Genomic DNA, 19,822 nt, shown 5'->3' on the forward strand with positions numbered 1-19,822 from the left:
AATCCTGGGAAGGAAAGATTTCCCGTTAATTCATTTTGCTTTTAATTTGTTTCTCAAGAAAATCTACCCGCGAAATAAATGTATCCCAATTCTTGTCTGTCCGTCCTAAGTTGCGGCACGTTTCCAGACTTTTCAAGGCATCCGTAGTTTTATTCATCTTTAGCAGAACTTTTGCTTTGATATAATATACAGTATAAACTTTATTAATAGAGATCGCTTGATCTATCCATCTTAATGCATCTGTCAATAAGAGTTCATTGTCTGCCGCATACTGGGCCGCGTCTGCATAGATTGACCAATCTTCGGGATTAAGTGCAATTTTTTCTGTTACTGCTTTATAAAACTGGTTCGCTAAATGAATTTCGATTTTAAAAGCGATTTGAAAATTTTCCCAATTGATGAGAACATTCGTAGAATTATCCGTTATCTCTGCAAATGAATATTCTAATCTTTCCGTGAAATTTCCTTTTGACGACTTAACTTTAAAACGTAAATAATCTTCTTTTTCATCGTAATCGAGTCCCCAATTTTTGTAAGCTTTATTCAGAATAACCGTCCATTCGTTTTCGGTGGGAATGGTAAATAAAGAATAGATACCAGCGGGAACTTTATTCCCATCAACCATTACATTTGTTGTAAACTGAATTGTCGTTGATTCATTAGCGCCGGTTCTCCACACTTTATTGTATGGAACAACTTCTCCTAATATTTTTCTTCCTTTAACACCCGGTCTGCAATATTTAATTGCAATTGTTGTGTATCCGATAGTCTGTGATACCGAAGCATTAGGACTAGGACGCGGGAGAAATTCATCACTTTGAGCATTGATAGACGATACGCCAAAAAAGATCAGTGAAATAAAGAATAACAGCTTATTCATTTTATCCTCTATGTTTAGATTTACTTGTTAAACATATTTTATATTCGGAATAGTTTCATAGTATTGAAATAGCTTCTCTTCACTTTGAAAGATATGAAAGGTTGACTTAAATCGTAACTCAATTAATTTTATCTATTTCCCGCACACTATTAGATCAATTTCATTGAGGTCAAGACGCCAATTCATGTAAATCTTGTTTTATTCCGAATCAACCTCAGCATATTTCATAATATATTCTGGTACACTCGGTTCATCTCCAAAAAAATCTTTTTTCTTCCCTTGAGTTACCGCCCATCTATGAATCCATGAAATTCCCCCAGCGCCGATAAATGTATCTTTGGTTTTAAACGCTTCGTCTTTAAGAGCTTCCTCAAGCGAAATAAATTTATAACCTTCTGTTCGAATCATTTCGCAAAGTCTGCTGTAGTAATCGGCATTAAGTGTATTTGCATGAATGAGGAGAATGTGGTTAATATTTCTTCCAAATAGAGAAGTTGATTGACTTTCCCAATATTCTAGTTTTCGCTTCATATATGAAATGTATTCATCACCGATACGTTTCATCATCCCGGTCTTGTTTGAATCAATTGCCTTTTCATATGCGCCGCCGAAGATCCATTCGCCATTATCAATGGTTACCGGTGCAATTACGTAATTATGTTCCATTAAAAATTTATCAATTTCGTTTTTCACTTCCAGACTTCTTCCGGTTTGAAGATACGGGTGCCTGAAGTAAGTAAGTTTTTTCCCTTTCTCTTCTATTAATTTTTTTATTGTTCTTTCGCCGTCTAGAATATCTTTCTCGTATTCTTCAACCGGTACCCGGTTAGCGCTCTTATGAGAGTACGTATGATTGCCCAGATCAAGTCCGGCATTTAACCAATCTTTAAGAAGTTCAATTTTTGCTTCATCGTTTTTACCGTCTGATTGTAATTTTTCTTCATTAACAAAACCAACTATCGGTGCCTCTTGAGATTTAATTTTTTCAATAAGTTTGTCCATTATCAAACGGCTTTGCTTACTTTCGAAATGTCCAATTCGCTGTAGAGGAAGATCATCCATTGTGACTGCCATCTTTTTATTGGCTTCCGTTTGCGAAAAAATATTAGTACTAAGTAATGCCGCAACTGACAGAATAGTGAGTAATGATTTCATTCATCTTCCTTTTAAGAATTTTGCAAACGTTTTTTGTTGCAGAACTTTTTTGAATAAAAGCTCACAAAGCAAAATTTATTTAGCGCTATATAATATTTTGCCGCCAACAATTGTAAACATCACTTTCGTTGATTTAATTTCGTCATCGGAACATTTTAACAAATCATTTGAGAGTACAACAAGATCCGCCAATTTACCGGCTTGAATTGATCCTTTTATGTTTTCTTCAAACGTTGCATATGCACCGTTGATTGTATACGATTTAAGTGCTTCGAGCCGGGTCATTTTTTGATCGCCGTAAAAAACTTTCCCTTCGGAATTTTTTCTAGTAACCGCAGAATAAAAACAGGCAATGGGATCAACGTCTTCAACCGGCGCATCGGTTCCATTGCAAATTGTTGCGCCGCTATTGATCAATTTTTTCCAAACATACGCCCCCTCCTCTGCACGTTTATCACCAAGCCGCTCCGGAACAAATCCCATATCGGAAGTGCAGTGAACGGACTGCATTGCTGCAATAACCCCCAACTGCGCAAAGCGGGGAATGTCTTGTGCCGATAAATGCTGTGCATGTTCAATGCACCAGCGCAAATCTTTCTTATCTTTATTTTTCTTAAAAACATCTTCGTAAATGTTTAATACTTCCCTATTCCCTCGATCTCCGATGGCATGAATACGCATCTGAAATCCATCAGCAAAAGCTAGCTCGGCAATTTTTTTCAGTTCATCTATCGGCGTAACATTAGAGCCAACATGATCCGGTAAATCTGAGTATGGTTCAAGCAGCCAAGCTCCGCGAGAACCAAGCGCTCCATCTATATATTGTTTTATGGAACGGACAGTCAGAAAATTATCTGCATAGCCAACTAAAAAATAATCTTTCAGTTTCTTTTTCATAATTGCAGGAGAATCGCCAACCATCACATTTAATCGAACGCCCAATTTTTTTTCATCGGCAAATTTTTTGAGTATGTCAATAACATCAAATGTTTCACCTGCGTCGGCACATGATGTAATTCCTTTTTTAAGACAATCCTCGGAAGCAAGTTTAACCTGCTGCTCATAATTAGCAAGAATCTGTTCCGGAGTTCGCTTTGCGAGAAAATCATTGTAAAAATTTCTAATCAAATTTTCTGCGTTCTCTTCAAACACACCGATTGGATTTCCAAGTGAGTCTTTTTCTATTGTTCCGCCTACTGGATCTTCCGTATTTCTGTTAACTCCGGCAATTTGCATCGCTTTTGCATTTGCGAATATTGCATGCCCGCTTGCGTGTGTAAGCATTACCGGATTATTTGGCGAAGCTTTGCTTAATTCATTATGAACAGGATACCCATTAACATTTGGATTTGGTTTAGGATCGAATTTTTCTTGATGCCATCCTCTGCCGACAATCCAATCGCCCGGCTTTGAAGATTCCGCCGCTTTGGCAAAAATAGCTATTACCTCATCCCAATTTTTAGCGCCGTGCAAATCCAAGATTTGTTTGGAATTACCAATTCCAAGGAAATGTGCGTGGCTGTCATTGAATCCAGGCATAACAAATTTTCCATTGAGATCAATTACCTGAGTGTTATTACCACGATAATTCTCAATTTCGCTTGTTGAGCCGAAGGCAAAGATTTTTCCGTCTTTAATTGCAATTGCTTCAGCATAAGGATTCGCGTCATTTATCGTTGCTATTACACCGTTAATCAAAACTAAATCTGCCGGATTTTCCACTTCTTTTCCTCCGCAACTTTGTATTAAAAGAATGATAATTAACGCTACAATACCGATTAATAATTTCTTTGCTATCATCGCTTCCTCATTATTTTCTTTATTCTAATTCAACTGACTTAATATAACCACTACATTCAATAATATTTGAAAAGTTTTTTGTTTTACTTTTTTCGCTTCACATCTCATATTATTTTCTATTAACTAAAACCACTCCACCGATGATAATCAATCCGCTGAGAAAAGTTAATATTGAAATCTGCTCGTTCAGCAATAACCATGAACCGAAGAAAGTAACGAACGGTTCAATATAGAGAAAAACGCCCACTCGGGATGCATCCATCTCGCTTAACGCCTGCGCCCATAATGTATAGGCAACTCCCGAACAAAAAATTCCTAAAAATAAAATAGTGCCCCAGCCGTTTGCGGAAAGATTTACAACATCAGAAATGTTCTGTTGATTGATTGTGAACGGCGCTATAATAACGGCAACTATAACAAATAAATAAAATGTTGTAAGAACCGGCGAGAGTGTGAGTGTTGCTTTTTTGCTGGCAATAGAGAATCCAGACCAGGTTATTGAGCTTGTAATAATCAGAAGATCACCCTTGTTTTTGATAAAATCGAGAGAAGTAAAATCACCCTTGCTGACAAGAAAAAGGAGTCCGAAAAATGATATTACGATTCCGGTTGTTTGTGTGAGAGTAATTTTTTCTTTGAAAAACGCTAACCCCATTAACACCATAAACACGGGAGTAATACCAATTATCCATCCGGTATGAGAAGCGGTTGTCCATTGGAGTCCGGTGACTTGAATCCATAAATGAAAGCATGCGATTGCCGCCAAGGCAATAATCCATTTTTCTTTTCGCAGATCAACGGCAAAACTTTTCTTTTGCTTGATTAGAACAACTGATAAAAATAATATACCCAAAAGCTGGCGAACAAATACAATTACAACCGGACTTACTTCAACCAGCGCTCGTTTTGTTGCAATGAACGACAGACCCCAGACCGTAACAGCGAATAGAAGTTTCCAAACGGTTCTAAGTTTCGGTTTATTATCATTTATCTGGAAACTTAAACTCATATTTTCTTTCTTGTCCGGCTAAACGGAGAGATGTTTATTGTAGAGCCAAAATCTTTTTCCATCTGCTCGTTCTCATAAGTAACATGTTCAAGAAAAAGCCCTGAAGGCGGTGCGGTATATTTTGCGGGAGTTGGTGATTCGTGCTCAAGAAAATATTTAAGATCTTTCTCGGTGAGTTTACCTCTGCCAATTTCAACAAGTACACCGATCATTCTGCGAACCATCTTCCATAAAAAATGCGAGCCGATAATTCGAATCAAGATTAAATCGCCCTCGATTTTCATTTCTACATCTTCTATTAAAACTTTGGTCGATTTTTCGAGATCGTCTTGATCGGCAAATGAAACATAATCATGCATACCGATAAAAAGTTTTGAAGTTTTTTCCATCTTTTCAAAATTCAGTTTGTCTTTGATCCACCAGACAAACGGTTTTCCAAATGCCGTTCTCCGTGTTGATATTTGATAAAGGTAGCTTCGGCTTTTTGCATCGTGCCGCGCATGAAAATTTGGATGCGTTTTTTCCACTTCAAGAATGCAAATGTCAGCAGGCAGTTCATCGTTAAACTTCATCTTGATGATTTCAGGCGCCAGCATTGTTTTAGCATCAAGATGAGCAACCTGGTATAACGCATGGACCCCGGCATCAGTTCTTCCGGAACCTTGAATATCAACCCGTTCACCCTTGAAAATCTGCGCGGCAACTTCCATTAATTTGCCTTGTACGCTTTTTGCATTCCTCTGCATCTGCCATCCGCTGTAACGGGTGCCTTCGTATTCTATATATAATTTAAAGCGCATGGATTTCCATTTTGTTGACAGTTAAAATAAGGATACATAAATTAAAACACATCTTAGATCGAAAGGAGATTAAACTAACATGGGCAAAAAAGATCCACGCGTTGACGCTTACATCGCGAAGTCGAAAGAATTTGCTAAACCAATCTTAGAACATTTTAGAGAACTGGTTCACAAAGCTTGTCCCGATGTTGAAGAAACTATTAAATGGGGAATGCCTTCTTATGACTACAAAGGTCCGTATTGTATGTCGCCCGCATTTAAGGAACATTGTGCAATTGTATTCTGGAAGGCATCACTTATGAAAGATCCCATTCTAGTTGCAAATGCAAAATCAGAAACGGCAATGGGACATCTTAGAAAGATCAAATCTCTAAAAGATCTTCCCAAGGACAAAGTTTTGATTTCATTTTTGAAAGAAGCTGCCAAGCTGAATGCAGACGGTGTAAAGAATCCCCCCAGATCAAAACCGAAAGAGAAGAAAGAGCTTGTTATTCCGTCTTATTTTTTAAAAGCTCTCAAGACTAAGAAAAAGGCATTGGAGACATTCAATAATTTTACTCCTGCTAAAAAGAAAGAATATGTTGAATGGATTACCGAAGCTAAGACGGATGAAACAAGAAACAAAAGAATTGCAACATCGCTCGAATGGATTTCAGAAGGAAAAACGAGGAACTGGAAATACGCTCAGAAATGACTTGGTTATTCAAGAAGAAGTATTCATTCTTTTTTTTATGATACTATACCTTTGTCCTTAATTGATTTGAACGAATAACAAAATAAAATCGTTTTCATAGATCATAATTCAGCCTTGAAAGTGACATGAAGTTTAAGAATAAATATTTATTAGCTTTGTCCTTGCTTGCGTTGATTCATGTTTCGTGTACCGGTAAAAATGATAAAACAAAATCGCTTGAACTTCGGATTGACAGCCTTCGGACGAAATTGAACAGCAGTTACACACCGGGATTTGGCGAGATAATGGGCACGGTACAGGTTCATCATGCCAAATTGTGGTTCGCGGGTAAATATCAAAATTGGGATCTCTCTAATTATGAACTTGGCGAGATAAGAGAAGCGTTAGACAATATTCAAAAATATGAAACCGCGAGAACAGAATCGAAATTAGTCCCTATGATTTTCCCGGCACTTGATGGCGTTTCATCGGCTATTACGAATAAGAATGTTGTTGAATTCGAGAAAGCGTTTCGAACTTTAACAAACACTTGCAATTCATGTCATCTTGCCGCCAAACATGAATACAACGTAATAACGATTCCGCAGAATCCTCCTTTTACAAATCAACTATTTAAAAAATAATAACGATGCTGCTGGACTTTTTGTCTTGCTAATTTAAAATCGATTCTTGAGGGTGGTCGCGATCTTAGAAATAAAAATGTTAAGTTGAATAAAGTTCTTAATTCGTAATAATCGTTTGAGGCTCAAAAGAAAAGATCAGACATTTTTCTGAGCTAAAAAATTTATTTCATTCTGAAGCATTGATGCTTTAAGCGGAATTTTACCGATCATCTCGCCGTCGGCTTCTATTAAACATTCTGTTCCTATCGGTTCAATGGAACAATTCTCAACCTCTTTATAAATTATCTGCGGATGGTCGACAGGCAGACATTTTCGAATTCTAGATAAATTTTTTAGATAGTCGAAAAGACTTACATCGGCGGCAAGAGTTATTGATATTTTTCCGTCATTAATTTTTGCCTGGGGCGCTATTCCCAAACCGCTTCCGAAATACTTCCCGTTGGCGAGACAAAGTATTAGCAATCTCCCACTCCAATTAAAATTTTCCGATTCGATTTTCAATTGTTTTCGCTTGTAGTTCAAGAAGCCAAGTACTGTTGCTTTGAAAAAATCGAAGTTCGGTCCGTAAATTTTCTTCCCTTCATTAACTCTCTTGGCAACCTCAGCACCTAAACCAATGTCGGTAATGTTGTTGAAGTAACGAACTGAATCTTCCCCTTTCATATTCTTGTATTCAAGTCTTCCAATATCAATCTGATTAACTGAATTATCCCGCATCAATTTTTGTAGATCGGAAAGTTTTTTAGATAGCTTAAATGTACGTGCAAAATCGTTACCGCTTCCGAACGGATAAAGCCCCACAATCAAATTTTCTCTTTTAGATTTTTCAACTTGCATTATGCCGTTTACAACTTCGCTCATTGTGCCATCTCCGCCGGCAGCAATAAGATAATCTGTTCCGCTCAATACCGCGTTGCGGGCAAGCTCTATTGCGTGTCCATTTCCGTTTGTAACCGAAACCCAAACTAAAAACTCATCGTCAAATGCTTCTTCAATTTCCTTGATCGTCCTTTCTGTGTGTTTAAAACGACCATTGATGACAAAGTGAACCTTTTTCAAACCAAATTCCTATCGTTAGAAAACTTTGCAGCAAGTGATTATTTAATTATATAAATATTTCTAAAGTAAACCGGTTTTCCTTCCAATTGAAAACCGATTGTACCTTCGGTTAAATTAACTTTCGTTCCTTTATTTTGCAAAGCGCCGTTAACATAAACAATTAGTGAATCCGGCGTGCATATAACATCAAAGTAATTCCATTTTCCATTTTCTTTTTCATTCGAATCGGCTAGTCTCTCGGCGGTATCTTTTGGTTTACCGGCAGCTTCGGCAATCATCCCACCGTTCATCGCTATTAAATCACCGGCTCTTTTCTGCTTAAGCTGCACCTGAATACATTTGGGCCAAACCGAATCCGGTTCTTGTGTATAAATCAGAACCCCGCTGTTGCTGTTTGTTGCTTTTTCGAGCCACTTCCATTCACAATGTAATTTGTAATTATCAAACTTGTTTTTTGTGCGGAAATATCCAACTTGATTTGTATTAAAGAACAGCTCCCCATTTTCGTTTTTATAAATTGTATCGGGATTAACACTCTTATCCCTCATTACAAAGACAAAATCCTTAGCCATGGTTTTGTTTATAAAATGAATTGTGTCTTGTGAAATCTTGTGTTCTGAATACTTTGAAGTGCCGGTCGGGTTTTTCCTTTCTGTCCCGTCTTCAGAAGCCGCATTTAAAAGAGTCATAAAAAACAGTACAGTAAGAAACAATAGTATTTTTACTTTCATTTTGAGGAGTGTGTTATTTAACAAAATATTTTTTCATTGGTGCAAAGTAGAAATCTTTCCATCCTTTCTTGTATGCTGCGCCTGTTCCGTCCGGTATTTCCGTGTGAACTATACTGACTTTTGTTCCGTTTTTAACTTCTTCAAGTTTTATAAGCAAATAAGAATCCAGATGGTCTTTCGAAAATTCCGTAGAGCGCCACGCTTGTAAAATTCTTTTGTTCGGAACAAGTTCAAGATTTTTACCGCTGATATATTTATCCCATGCGGTGAATTTACCACCGATTTTATTTGATGAAGTAGCGCTTGCGCCAGTCATCGCGGAATGTTTTTTTCCGTTCAGCCAAGCATCGTAAATTCTTTTTGGTGTTACCGGAAATATTACGGAGATTTTTATTTGTTCCGGCAAAGTCTTCCTTTCAAAAAATTTTATAATTCTTTTCTTTTCACCAAAGTCAAAATATCATACACGGCAACAATTTCCAAATTCTGATTTGTGACTTCCACATACCACACGACAATACCCTGAGGAATTTCACCTTCACGTTTTTCTTTGGCTGTCTTCTGTTTGCAAATCAGTTTTGTTTGAATTGTATCCCCGATATAAACCGGTTTTGTGAACCGTAGATTTTCCAATCCGTAATTTGCGAGAACGGGACCGGGATCGGGATCTACAAATAATCCGGCAGAAGCAGATAATACAAAGTAACCGTGCACAACTCGTTTTTCAAAAATTGACGCTCGTGCGGCATCATCATCAAAGTGCGCGTAGAAATAATCACCGCTGATATTTGCAAAATTAATTACATCGTTTTCCGTTACGGTTCTTGTTTTTGTAATGTATGTTTCTCCGATCTGCAATTCATCACAATATTTTTTGAAGGGATGAACCTCATCTGAAATTTGCCGTGCGCCTTTAATCCATTGATTGCAAACTATTGATATCGTTGACGGGTCTCCTTGAAGCGCAACCCGCTGCATATATTTCATTATTCCGCGGATTCCCCCAAGTTCTTCTCCGCCGCCCGCTCGTCCGGGACCGCCATGTGTAAGATGCGGCATAGGCGATCCGTGCCCCGTTGATTCTTTTGCGCATTCTTTATTGATTATCATTATTCTACCGTGGTACGAGCCGATTCCCATAACGATTTTTTTGGCGACTTCATTATCGGCAGTAAAAAGAGAACCAACTAAACTTCCTCCTCCTTTGTTTGCAATTTTGATTGCATCATCAAGCGAATTGTAAGCCATTACGGTATTGACTGGACCGAATGCTTCAATCTCGTGCGGCTCATCGCTTTCAAGAGGAAAATTACATTGAAGCAAAAGCGGACTCATAAATGCGCCATCATTTCCAGCTGTTTCATAAACTACTTCACTGGATTTTTTCAAGACCGCAATTTTTTTCTTCACATCTTCTGCTTGAGAAATTCCCACAAGCGGGCCCATTCTAATTCCCTCTTCTTTTGGATTTCCGATTTTTATTTTTGCCAATCTTTCTTTTAACGCATTCACAACATTCTGCAATTGGCTAGCCGGAACAATCGTTCTGCGAATTGCTGTACACTTCTGTCCGGCTTTTGTTGTCATTTCATTTACTACTTCTTTAATGAAGAGATTGAATTCTTCCATTTCAGTTGAAACATCGGGACCGAGAATTGAACAATTCAAAGAATCGGCTTCCATATTAAAGCGGATCGAATTTCTAATAATATTCGGGTGAGATTTTAATTTGATTCCCGTTTCTGCAGAACCGGTGAATGTAATTACATCTTGCCCGCCGAGATGATTTAACAAATCTCCAGTATCACCGCAAATTAATTGTAGCGTTCCTTCCGGAAGAATTTTCGATTCGACCATTACACGCACTAATGCTTCTGTAAGATATGCTGTTGCGGACGCCGGTTTTACTATTGCGGGCATTCCGGCAAGAAATGTAGGAGCTAATTTTTCGAGCATTCCCCAGCAAGGAAAATTAAATGCATTTATATGAACCGCCACTCCGTGAAGAGGAACGCAAATATGCTGACCGATGAATGTTCCGTTCTTCGATAAATTTTCTGAGGCACCGTCTACATAAAATATTTCATCTGGCAGTTCCCGTCTTCCTTTGCTCGCGTAAGTAAAAAAAGTTGAGATGCCTCCTTCGATATCGATCCACGAATCAATTTTAGTCGCGCCAGTCATATAAGAAAGAGGATAAAATTCCTCTTTACGACTCATTAAATATTGTGCCATTTCTTTGAGCATTCTTGCGCGTTGGTGAAACGTCATTTCACGCAGCTTAGATCCGCCGGTTTCTCTTGCATATTTTACCATCCCATTAAAATCGATTCCACAAGAGGAAATCTCACCGATGACCTCGTTTGTTATCGGGTGATATAACTTCTTAAATTTTTCTTTTCCTTCAACCCAATTCCCTTGTGAGTACGATTTCAATCTAATCATGAGTATGCCTTTTTATTTCCCAAGTTTCGATTCTTTCCATGTTTTATAATTAACCGCTTGTTTTGTTTTTCTATTGGATTTTTTCCGCAATGGTTTGCAAACTTCAAGAGTATTATAAAGCTGTTTCGGAAGAAGCTGGTATAATTGAGTTCCTTCCGATTTCCATTCCAGCATTTCATTACTAACATCTTTAATTATTTTGGCGGGATTACCAACCGCGACTTTTCGTTTTGGAATTTTCATTTCTGCCGGAACAAAACAAAGCGCGCCGATGATACATTCATCGCCGATATCTGCATTATCCATTATTACAGCATTCATTCCTATCAAAGAATTTTTCCCGATCGTAGCGCCATGTATAATTGCACCGTGCCCGATATGTGCGGATTCTTGCAACCTTACCGTTACACCGGGAAACATATGAATCACACAATTCTCCTGAACATTGCATCCGTCTTCAATTATTATTTCGCCCCAATCGCCGCGGATTACGGCACCGGGACCAACGTACACATTTTTCCCTATCGAAACATTGCCGATAACACTTGCCGTTTTATGTACAAAAGAGGATTTGTGAATAACCGGGCGGTATCCGTTAAATTTATAAATCATAGTAATTACACCCGTTCAATTATTGTTGCAACGCCCTGTCCAACACCAACACACATTGTGCATAATGCATATCTTCCGTGCGTCTCTTCCAATTCAATCATTGCGGTTTGAATCAGCCGCGCACCGGACATTCCAAGCGGATGACCAAGCGCAATTGCCCCGCCGTTTGGATTTAGTCTTCTATCATGTGGATCAATTTTTAATTCCATCAGTACGGCTAAACTCTGCGCTGCAAAAGCTTCATTCAATTCTATAATATCAATTTCATCCAGCTTCAAACCGGATTTTTCTAAGACCTTTTTTGTTGCATCAACCGGACCAATTCCCATAATTCTCGGCTCAACTCCAACTGAAACAGAAGCTATTATTTTTACGCGAGGCTTCAATTCGAAATTTTTAATTGCATTCTCAGACGCAAGTAAAAGCGCGCATGAGCCATCATTAATTCCGGAAGCATTCCCGGCTGTGACGGTTCCATTTTTTCTAAATGCCGGTTTAAGTGTAGAAAGAATTTCAACAGTCGTGTTCGGTTTTACAAATTCGTCATATTCAAAAATTATTGTTCCGGCTTTTTTTTGAGGTACATCAATGCGTATAATTTCTTTTGCTAATCTACCATTCATTTGCGCCCGGCATGCTTTCATTTGAGAATTGTACGCAAATTTATCTTGAGCTTCTCGCGATATTTTGTATAACCCAGCAAGATTCTCTGCGGTCTCGCCCATTGAATCGATGCCGTACATTGCTTTCATCTTGGGATTAACAAACCTCCACCCTATTGATGAGTCGTATATTTCCTGTTCGCTTGAAAATGCAAATTCCACTTTAGACATTACTAACGGGGCACGGGTCATATTTTCAACTCCGCCCGCAATAAATAAATCTCCGTCTCCGACTTTTATTGCACGCGATGAATTAATGATCGCACTCATTCCGGAAGCGCATAATCTGTTTACTGTTTCTGCCGGAACTGAGTATGGAACTCCTGCAAGTAGTGACGCCATTCGAGCTACATTTCTATTATCTTCTCCCGCCTGGTTAGCGCAGCCGAAAATTATTTCATCGATTTTTAAGGGATCTATCGATGGATTTCTTTTTATGATCTCGCTTATTGTTAATGCTGCTAGATCATCTGCCCTGGTGTGGGCGAGCGCTCCGCCCAATTTTCCAATCGGTGTTCTGATTGCATCTATTAAATATGCTTCCGACTTCATAAATATTTTCTTTTAGGTTAATGAGTTCACTTGATTTACGTAAAATTTTTCCCGGTACTTGTTCATCTTGATAAGTAATGACGAAACTTTGTATCGTTCTTTTTTTTGAAGACCGTAAAGCGATTGTATCTCTGCAACAATTTTATCTATTCCAAGTTCATCTGCCCAAAGCAGAGGTCCTTTTGGATAACTTACGCCCAATCTCATCGCTTTATCAATATCTTGTATTGTTGCTGTTTCAGATAAAACCAGATCTGCCGCTTCATTTATAATAACAGAGACTATTCTCATAAATATTTTTTCTTTTAGAATTTTATCTTCGTTTGATCGAATGCTTTGTGCCGGATTATTATAGTCGTAAAATCCTTTACCGCTTTTTCTTCCCAATAAATTTTTCTCTACCATTTCTTTTTGAATTTTTGACGGTTCATATCTGAGATCATTATTAGTTTGGATAAAAATCATTTCCGTGACTTTATAATTAATATCATTTCCTATTAAATCCATCAATTCAAACGGACCCATTTTGAATCCGCCGATTTCTTTCATTGCATCATCAATTGTTCTGACATCTGCAGTGCCCTCTTCAAGAATTCTTAACGCTTCCAAATAAAACGGTCGCGCGACACGGTTGACTATAAATCCCGGAGTGTCTTTACATATCACGGTTGTTTTTCCCCATGAGCCGATCAACTCCCGTGTAAAATCAATTGTCTCTTGCGATGTATTTTTTGCGGGAACAATTTCTACAAGAGGCATAAGCACCGGCGGATTGAAAAAGTGAGCCCCGATTAACCTCTCCTTTTTTATGAGCGCTTCAGCAATTGATGTTATTGAAAGAGATGATGTATTTGTTGCTAATATTGCTTCAGTAGAGACTAATCTTTCAAGAATTCTAAATAAATTTTGTTTTGCCGAAATCTCTTCAACAATTGCTTCTAAGATAAAATTGCATCCGGACAGCATTTCAATTCGATCGGCAAAAATGATCCGTGAAAATATTTCCTTGCATTCTGTATCGGTTATTTTTTTTTTCTGCCGAAGCTTGTTTAACGAGTCTTGAATTCCATTTTTTGCTTTTACGACAGCGTCTTTATTATCATCAAAAATAAAAACACGGTACTCCGCTGTTGCGGCAACCTGGGCAATACCGGATCCCATTGTTCCGGCACCGATTATCCCGATCAAAATATTAGTTTTACTTATAATCATTCGCCCCTAAAATCGGGATTCCTCTTCTCTAAAAATGCTTTAACTCCTTCTTGATAATCATATGTATGACTTGCTTCAATTTGTAATTCTTCTTCCAGTTTCAATTGTGAGGCGAGGTCATTGTGGAGTGATTTGTTAAGAGCACGTTTGGTCAATCCCAATCCTTTTGCCGGTAGAGTCGAAAGATGCTTGGCAATTTTAAATGATTCTTCAAAAAGCTGGTCTCCGGGAAATGTTTTATAGATCATTCCGTATTTAAGTGCATCTTCAGCCGAAATTTTTTCTGCCAGCATCATCATAGCAGATGCTTTTTGCAATCCTACTAATCTGGGTAAGAAAAAAGTTCCGCCACTGTCCGGTATCAGTCCGATCTTCGAAAAGGCCTGTATAAATATTGCTTTCTCAGAAGCGACGGTTATATCGCAAGCGAGTGCTATGTTCGCGCCAGCACCAGCAGCTGTCCCGTTTACGGAACAAACTATTGGTTTTTCTATTTCTCTTAAGAGCATAATTATCGGGTTGTAGCTCTCCCGCACCAATTCACCAACGTCTGCCATTGGTTTGTCTCGCGGAACAGTTTCGGAAAGATCCTGTCCGGCACAAAAAGCTTTTCCTTCTCCTGTAATTAAAATTGTGTGAACCTCTTTAAAATCTCGCGATCTTATTAATGCCTCTTGAAATTCCTTTGCCATCTCTTTGTTAAAACTATTCAGCACTTCCGGACGGTTTAGTTTTATCAAAGCAATTTTTTGTTCGACCGAATATTTAATTGATTTATAATCCATTCGGAATTATTCCTAAATACATTTAAAGCGTTCGAACGGCTGAACGCAGCTGTTGCAAAAATGAAGAGACTTGCACGCAGTCGATCCGAAAATACTTGTTAATTTTGTGTTAGATGATCCGCAAAATGGACACTCTACGTCCGCTCTGTTTTCTGGCGGTGCTATTCCATATTCTCTTAATTTATTCTTAGTCTCTAAATTCATCCAATCTGTTGTCCATGCTGGCAAATAACTTTTTTTTACCTCCACATTTTTATACCCGTTCGAATGCATGAGATCAAGTATCTCATCCTCAATTACTTTCATTGCCGGACAGCCCGAATAAGTCGGAGTGATTTCAATAATTAGCTTTTCGTTTTCATAAAACGCGTTTCGCAGTATTCCCATTTCAACAATGTTAATTACCGGAATTTCCGGATCGTAAATTTCAGAGAGCAGATTAATTATTTCAGTTTTCGTTTGAATCATAATTGTCTATTTCTGGATTGATTGTAACTGACAAATAGAATATTAACTGTTACCACTTTGCCGTTGGAAAAGAGCGCGCAACAATTTGCATTTCGGCAAGCAAGTGACCAAGATGTTCTGTATGAATTCCATGTCTTCCGCCGGTATGCATCAGCTCATCTTTAGGAATTGTCAACGTTGCCTGGTCCAAAATTTTTTCAACATCGTTTTTCCATTTCGGTTTAATCAACCCGGGATCTACCGAAAATATTTCTCGTATCAATAGTTCATCTATTTCGTTTTTGAAAAACAATTCATCCGTGAATCTCCATAAATCGTCAATTGCTTCTTGTGTTCTCTTGTGACTTTCTTCTGTTCCATCACCAAGCCGAAGGATCCATTCTTTGCAGTGACGCAAATGATAAGTTGTTTCCTTAACTATTTTAGATGAAATTCCGGCGAGCGGCTCAAATTTGCTGTTGGATAATTCTTGAAAATAATGAACTGCGAATACTGAATAAAAGAATTGCCGGGTGATCGTATAAGCAAAGTCTCTATTCGGTTGTTCTACCAAGAGCAGATTTTTGAATTGAGTTTCATTCCGGAAATAAGCAAGGTCGTCTTCAGTCCGACCCTCATTCTCTACTTCCGAAGCAAGAGTAAGAAAAGCGCTCGCCTGTCCAATGCAATCTAAAGCAATGTTTGCAAGGGCGATATCTTCTTCAAGAATCGGTGCGTGACCGCACCATTCGGAAAGTCTGTGTCCCAAAATTAATTTATCATCGCCTAGCCGAACCAAATATTCGAACAAACAATTCCGTGTTTCTGGTTTTAGTTCTTCTACCATCAAAATCCTCTTACCCCTTTTGGAACTTTATAAAATTGAGGATGGCGGTAAATTTTTTCGTTTGATGGCTCAAAGAATGGTCCACTGTCCGAAGGGGACGTTGACACAATTTGATCGGATGGGACAACCCACAAACTTATTGCTTCGTTCCGGCGTGAATAAACATCTCTCGCGTTTTGCAGAGCCATTTCCGGATCTGCGGCGTGAACATTGCCGGCGTGAGAATGCGGCTCACCGGTTTTTGATTGGATAAAAACTTCCCAGACTTTCCAATCGCTTTGATTATTGTCGTTAATCATTTTAACTCATCAAATTAATAACTGATAATTCTTACGGATAATTAAACACTTTTCAATTGTTTTTTTTCTGCATACGCAATTGCGGCTTCCCGGACCCATCTTCCGCTTTCGTGAGCATCCCTTCTTGCTTTAATTCGCTCTTTGTTCATGGGACCGTTTCCCTTTACTACTTTCCAAAATTCTTCCCAGTCAATTTTCCCGAATTCATAATGACCCGTTTCCTCGTTCAATCTTAAATCCGGATCCGGAAGAGTAATATTAATTGCTTGTGCCTGTGGAACTGTTAGATCAACAAATCGCTGTCGAAGTTCATCGTTTCCTTTTAATTTTACTTTCCACTTCATGAGTTCTTCTGAATTTGCCGAATCTTTATCTGAAGGACCAAACATCATCAGAGACGGCCACCACCATCTGTTAACCGCATCTTGAATCATCTCGTGCTGTTGCGGAGTTCCGCTCGAAAGTGTAGCGGCTATTTCATATCCTTGTTTTTTGTGAAAATTTTCTTCTTTACAAATTCGGACCATTGCGCGTGCATACGGTCCATAAGAACATTTTGCAAGCATCGTTTGGTTCACAATTGCCGCTCCGTCAACAAACCAACCTATTGTTCCTATATCTGCCCAGCTTAAAGTTGGATAATTAAAAATGCTTGAGTACTTCGCTGTTCCATCGAGCAGCTGCTGGATCAGTTCCGATCGATCCACGCCTAATGTTTCCGTAGCGCTGTATATATAAAGTCCGTGTCCGGCTTCGTCCTGTACTTTTGCAAGAATGACCATTTTCCTACGCAGCGATGGCGCGCGTGTTATCCAATTTCCTTCCGGCAGCATTCCAACAATTTCTGAGTGGGCATGCTGGCTCATCATTCTTATCAATTGTTTTCTGTATCGTTCCGGCATCCAATCTTTTGGTTCAATTATTTCGCCTGCCTCAATCCGTTTTTCGAATTGCTCTAACAATTTATCTTCAGACATTTGCGTGTTTTTCCGATGTTCTAATAAAATATATAACATCTTTTTTAATGAAACAATAACATTTAGTTTGATCGTCCAATCAAGGAATGTCGGTGTCGGATTCCTTATTTTTGAATCGTTTTTAAAATCAATCTATTATTGAAGAAAGCATACATGAGATATATCAAAAATTTTTTCTATCCCGGATCGGTTTGTGTTGCCGGCGCTTCAACAAAAGCGAAAAGCATCGGCTATGAATTGCTGAATACAATTAAGAGTTACGGCTTTAAGGGTAATGTTTATCCGGTTAATCCGAAAGCAGAAGAGATACTTGGTTACAAATGTTTTAAAAATATTAATGAAATACCAGCAGAGATTGATCTTGCAATTGTAGTTGTTCCAAAACAATTTGTTGAAGACACAATAGATAGTTTGCTTGCAAAAGGAGTTAGGGCAATTGTTCTTATTACCGCGGGATTCAAAGAGATAGGCAAAGAAGGCGAAGAGTTAGAAAAAAAAATTATTGAGAAGATTAAAAACTCCGGTGCGCGAATGGTCGGACCGAACTGTATGGGAATCATCAACACACTTGAAGGCGTAAAGCTCAACGCAACATTTGTAGCAGAAAAACCGGAAATGGGAAGCACTGGGTTCTTATCTCAGAGCGGAGCTCTTGGCGCAGCAGTATTAAATTCATTACGTGAAACAGATATTAAGTTTGCTCATTTCATTAGCGTTGGAAACAAAGCCGACATAAATGAAAACGATATGCTTGAATTTTGGCAAAATGATTCAAACATTAAAACACTTACTTTTTATCTGGAGAGTTTTATAAACGGTGAAAATTTTATTAAGCCGTTTATAACCGGCGATATTACAAAACCGGCAATCGTTCTGAAAGCCGGAAAGACAGCAAGCGGCATGAAAGCCGCGTCGTCACACACCGGTGCATTGAGTAGTAAAGATAAAGTTGTTGATGCATTGATGAAGCAGTTTGGAATTATCCGTGTTTCCGATCTTAATGAACTTTTCAACACGGCAAAAGGATTTGAGAATTTTCCAATACCGAAAGGAAATAAAGTTGCTGTTGTAACCAATGCTGGCGGTCCCGGTATTTTAACAGTGGACACGCTTGAGCGGGAAAATCTTGTTCTCACCGTTTTGGGAAACGAAACAAAAAAACTTCTGCGCGAAGTAGTTCATCCGGAAGGAAGCGTCGAAAACCCGGTTGATCTTTTGCCCGGCGCCGATGCAGCGACATTTAAACGTGTAATTGAAATTATTTTAGAAGATGAAAATGTTGATGCGGTTATTTCAATTTTTGTGCAACCGGTGATGGTTCAACCATTCGAGGTTGTAGAAGCTATTTATTCTATCCATTCAGAAAAGCCGATCCTTCAAGTGGATATGCCTCTGCCTGAGTTCTGGGATGAATACAGAAAATTTTCTGAGAAAAATTTGCCGCTTTTCAGAAATCCGGAAGATCCCACAGAAGTACTTTCAAATATGCTTATGTTCTCGGCTTCACGCGAGCGTTTGAAAAATAATCACCGGCAATATCTTGATCTTCTCAATGCCAAATCAAAAAAATACGAATTTAAGAGCGGGTTCCTTTCGCAAATAGAAGTCAGCCGGGTTTGCAATGATTATGATATTCCGTTAATACAGAATAAATTAATCTCTCCGGAGACACTTAAAGAACTTAACGGAGGAATAAAATATCCGGTCGTACTTAAAGGAATTAATCATGAGATTATTCATAAGTCAGAGATTAATGCGGTTAAACTAAATATAAAGACAAAAGAAGAGTTGTTAATCAAAGCCGTTGAAATCGAGAAAAGTTTTTCCCGTTTTCATTTTATTGTTGAGGAATATTTAATCCAGCCGTTTGTAAAGACAAAACATGAAATACTTATCGGCGGTGTACGGGACGCTTCATTCGGTCCGGTAATAATGTTCGGTACCGGCGGTAAGTATGTGGAAATAATCTGCGACACTTCTATTAAATCCGCTTATATGTGCGATGATGACGTTGATGATATGATAAATGAAACAGTGATCGGAAAAATTCTGCAGGGAATCCGCGGAGAAGAGCCGTGCAACATGAAAGAGCTAAAACGGATTATCCTTTCATGCGCTAGAATGATGGCAGAAAATAAAAACATAACTGAATTTGATTTGAACCCGCTGATTGTCGGTGAAGACAATAAATATTACGCAGTTGATGTGAGAATTAAGATTGATTAATACTTTT

20 protein-coding genes are annotated in these 19,822 nt (G+C 38.4%); 3 read left to right on the plus strand and 17 right to left on the minus strand.

Annotated elements, in window-relative coordinates; all coding sequences use genetic code 11:
• Positions 1–25: 25 nt before the first annotated feature.
• The 5 genes from NTX65_09485 to truA all read right to left on the minus strand — a co-directional run bounded on the left by NTX65_09485 (position 26) and on the right by truA (position 5,644).
• Positions 26–880 carry a DUF2911 domain-containing protein gene (locus tag NTX65_09485; GenBank protein MCX6169562.1) on the minus strand — a complete coding sequence of 285 codons (855 nt, stop codon included), beginning with the start codon at positions 878–880 and terminating at the stop codon, positions 26–28.
• 198 nt (positions 881–1,078) lie between these two features.
• Positions 1,079–2,035: a polysaccharide deacetylase family protein gene (locus NTX65_09490; protein MCX6169563.1), complete on the minus strand. Its 957-nt coding sequence runs from the start codon at positions 2,033–2,035 to the stop codon at positions 1,079–1,081.
• Positions 2,036–2,110: 75 nt separating this feature from the next.
• A complete protein-coding gene (locus NTX65_09495) occupies positions 2,111–3,835 on the minus strand; it encodes an amidohydrolase (protein MCX6169564.1) in 1,725 nt (574 codons plus the stop codon).
• A 109-nt stretch (positions 3,836–3,944) separates the two neighbouring features.
• Positions 3,945–4,844 (minus strand): DMT family transporter, encoded by a 900-nt coding sequence (locus NTX65_09500; protein ID MCX6169565.1) that lies wholly within the window; start codon positions 4,842–4,844, stop codon positions 3,945–3,947.
• Positions 4,841–5,644: a tRNA pseudouridine(38-40) synthase TruA gene (gene truA / locus NTX65_09505; protein ID MCX6169566.1), complete on the minus strand. Its 804-nt coding sequence runs from the start codon at positions 5,642–5,644 to the stop codon at positions 4,841–4,843. The genes NTX65_09500 and truA overlap by 4 nt, the downstream gene beginning before the upstream one ends.
• A 79-nt stretch (positions 5,645–5,723) precedes the next feature.
• Between truA and NTX65_09510 the strand changes: the two genes are divergently transcribed.
• Together NTX65_09510 and NTX65_09515 are read left to right on the plus strand one after the other, a co-directional pair.
• On the plus strand, positions 5,724–6,338 hold the full coding sequence (locus tag NTX65_09510) for a YdeI/OmpD-associated family protein (GenBank protein ID MCX6169567.1): 615 nt from the start codon (positions 5,724–5,726) through the stop codon (positions 6,336–6,338).
• Between the two features lie 125 nt (positions 6,339–6,463).
• Positions 6,464–6,961, plus strand: a complete 498-nt coding sequence (locus NTX65_09515; GenBank protein MCX6169568.1) for a hypothetical protein — start codon at positions 6,464–6,466, stop codon at positions 6,959–6,961.
• 135 nt (positions 6,962–7,096) lie between these two features.
• Here the strand turns inward: NTX65_09515 and NTX65_09520 are convergent, their stop codons facing one another.
• From NTX65_09520 to paaA, 12 genes are read right to left on the minus strand one after another with little or no spacing between them, the layout of a single operon-like run.
• On the minus strand, positions 7,097–8,020 hold the full coding sequence (locus NTX65_09520) for a diacylglycerol kinase family lipid kinase (GenBank protein ID MCX6169569.1): 924 nt from the start codon (positions 8,018–8,020) through the stop codon (positions 7,097–7,099).
• 38 nt (positions 8,021–8,058) lie between these two features.
• A complete protein-coding gene (locus tag NTX65_09525; GenBank protein MCX6169570.1) occupies positions 8,059–8,751 on the minus strand; it encodes a DUF1080 domain-containing protein in 693 nt (230 codons plus the stop codon).
• Between the two features lie 13 nt (positions 8,752–8,764).
• On the minus strand, positions 8,765–9,157 hold the full coding sequence (locus NTX65_09530) for an SRPBCC domain-containing protein (GenBank protein MCX6169571.1): 393 nt from the start codon (positions 9,155–9,157) through the stop codon (positions 8,765–8,767).
• Positions 9,158–9,177: 20 nt separating this feature from the next.
• The gene (gene paaZ, locus NTX65_09535; GenBank protein MCX6169572.1) at positions 9,178–11,196 is read right to left on the minus strand and encodes a phenylacetic acid degradation bifunctional protein PaaZ; all 2,019 of its coding nucleotides are present in this window, start codon (positions 11,194–11,196) and stop codon (positions 9,178–9,180) included.
• Positions 11,197–11,208: 12 nt separating this feature from the next.
• Positions 11,209–11,808 (minus strand): transferase hexapeptide repeat family protein, encoded by a 600-nt coding sequence (locus tag NTX65_09540; protein MCX6169573.1) that lies wholly within the window; start codon positions 11,806–11,808, stop codon positions 11,209–11,211.
• A 5-nt stretch (positions 11,809–11,813) separates the two neighbouring features.
• Positions 11,814–13,022, minus strand: coding sequence for a 3-oxoadipyl-CoA thiolase (pcaF, locus tag NTX65_09545; protein ID MCX6169574.1), 1,209 nt, complete (start codon positions 13,020–13,022; stop codon positions 11,814–11,816).
• A 12-nt stretch (positions 13,023–13,034) separates the two neighbouring features.
• Positions 13,035–14,234, minus strand: coding sequence for a 3-hydroxyacyl-CoA dehydrogenase NAD-binding domain-containing protein (locus NTX65_09550; protein MCX6169575.1), 1,200 nt, complete (start codon positions 14,232–14,234; stop codon positions 13,035–13,037).
• Positions 14,231–15,019 carry an enoyl-CoA hydratase-related protein gene (locus NTX65_09555; GenBank protein ID MCX6169576.1) on the minus strand — a complete coding sequence of 263 codons (789 nt, stop codon included), beginning with the start codon at positions 15,017–15,019 and terminating at the stop codon, positions 14,231–14,233. Before NTX65_09555 ends, NTX65_09550 begins: the two co-directional genes overlap by 4 nt.
• A 12-nt stretch (positions 15,020–15,031) precedes the next feature.
• Complete coding sequence (paaJ, locus tag NTX65_09560) at positions 15,032–15,487, minus strand: phenylacetate-CoA oxygenase subunit PaaJ (protein MCX6169577.1); 456 nt, start codon at positions 15,485–15,487, stop codon at positions 15,032–15,034.
• A gap of 49 nt (positions 15,488–15,536) precedes the next feature.
• Positions 15,537–16,313: a phenylacetate-CoA oxygenase subunit PaaC gene (paaC, locus tag NTX65_09565; GenBank protein MCX6169578.1), complete on the minus strand. Its 777-nt coding sequence runs from the start codon at positions 16,311–16,313 to the stop codon at positions 15,537–15,539.
• The gene (gene paaB, locus NTX65_09570) at positions 16,313–16,612 is read right to left on the minus strand and encodes a 1,2-phenylacetyl-CoA epoxidase subunit B (protein ID MCX6169579.1); all 300 of its coding nucleotides are present in this window, start codon (positions 16,610–16,612) and stop codon (positions 16,313–16,315) included. The genes paaC and paaB overlap by 1 nt, the downstream gene beginning before the upstream one ends.
• A gap of 41 nt (positions 16,613–16,653) precedes the next feature.
• The gene (gene paaA / locus NTX65_09575; GenBank protein ID MCX6169580.1) at positions 16,654–17,628 is read right to left on the minus strand and encodes a 1,2-phenylacetyl-CoA epoxidase subunit A; all 975 of its coding nucleotides are present in this window, start codon (positions 17,626–17,628) and stop codon (positions 16,654–16,656) included.
• A gap of 114 nt (positions 17,629–17,742) precedes the next feature.
• Here paaA and NTX65_09580 point away from each other — a divergent pair, with 114 nt between their 5' ends.
• The gene (locus NTX65_09580; protein ID MCX6169581.1) at positions 17,743–19,815 is read left to right on the plus strand and encodes an acetate--CoA ligase family protein; all 2,073 of its coding nucleotides are present in this window, start codon (positions 17,743–17,745) and stop codon (positions 19,813–19,815) included.
• Positions 19,816–19,822: the final 7 nt, after the last annotated feature.

The organism is Ignavibacteriales bacterium (assembly GCA_026390795.1).
GTDB lineage: Bacteria > Bacteroidota > Ignavibacteria > Ignavibacteriales > Melioribacteraceae > Fen-1258.

Excerpts from the sequence above, each read along its gene's own strand:
- NTX65_09485 (MCX6169562.1), bottom strand. The coding sequence starts at position 880 with ATGAATAAGCTGTTATTCTTTATTTCACTGATCTTTTTTGGCGTATCG.
- NTX65_09490 (MCX6169563.1), bottom strand. The coding sequence starts at position 2,035 with ATGAAATCATTACTCACTATTCTGTCAGTTGCGGCATTACTTAGTACT.
- NTX65_09495 (MCX6169564.1), bottom strand. The coding sequence starts at position 3,835 with ATGATAGCAAAGAAATTATTAATCGGTATTGTAGCGTTAATTATCATT.
- NTX65_09500 (MCX6169565.1), bottom strand. The coding sequence starts at position 4,844 with ATGAGTTTAAGTTTCCAGATAAATGATAATAAACCGAAACTTAGAACC.
- truA (MCX6169566.1), bottom strand. The coding sequence starts at position 5,644 with ATGCGCTTTAAATTATATATAGAATACGAAGGCACCCGTTACAGCGGA.
- NTX65_09510 (MCX6169567.1), top strand. The coding sequence starts at position 5,724 with ATGGGCAAAAAAGATCCACGCGTTGACGCTTACATCGCGAAGTCGAAA.
- NTX65_09515 (MCX6169568.1), top strand. The coding sequence starts at position 6,464 with ATGAAGTTTAAGAATAAATATTTATTAGCTTTGTCCTTGCTTGCGTTG.
- NTX65_09525 (MCX6169570.1), bottom strand. The coding sequence starts at position 8,751 with ATGAAAGTAAAAATACTATTGTTTCTTACTGTACTGTTTTTTATGACT.
- paaZ (MCX6169572.1), bottom strand. The coding sequence starts at position 11,196 with ATGATTAGATTGAAATCGTACTCACAAGGGAATTGGGTTGAAGGAAAA.
- NTX65_09540 (MCX6169573.1), bottom strand. The coding sequence starts at position 11,808 with ATGATTTATAAATTTAACGGATACCGCCCGGTTATTCACAAATCCTCT.
- pcaF (MCX6169574.1), bottom strand. The coding sequence starts at position 13,022 with ATGAAGTCGGAAGCATATTTAATAGATGCAATCAGAACACCGATTGGA.
- NTX65_09550 (MCX6169575.1), bottom strand. The coding sequence starts at position 14,234 with ATGATTATAAGTAAAACTAATATTTTGATCGGGATAATCGGTGCCGGA.
- NTX65_09555 (MCX6169576.1), bottom strand. The coding sequence starts at position 15,019 with ATGGATTATAAATCAATTAAATATTCGGTCGAACAAAAAATTGCTTTG.
- paaJ (MCX6169577.1), bottom strand. The coding sequence starts at position 15,487 with ATGATTCAAACGAAAACTGAAATAATTAATCTGCTCTCTGAAATTTAC.
- paaC (MCX6169578.1), bottom strand. The coding sequence starts at position 16,313 with ATGGTAGAAGAACTAAAACCAGAAACACGGAATTGTTTGTTCGAATAT.
- paaB (MCX6169579.1), bottom strand. The coding sequence starts at position 16,612 with ATGATTAACGACAATAATCAAAGCGATTGGAAAGTCTGGGAAGTTTTT.
- paaA (MCX6169580.1), bottom strand. The coding sequence starts at position 17,628 with ATGTTATATATTTTATTAGAACATCGGAAAAACACGCAAATGTCTGAA.
- NTX65_09580 (MCX6169581.1), top strand. The coding sequence starts at position 17,743 with ATGAGATATATCAAAAATTTTTTCTATCCCGGATCGGTTTGTGTTGCC.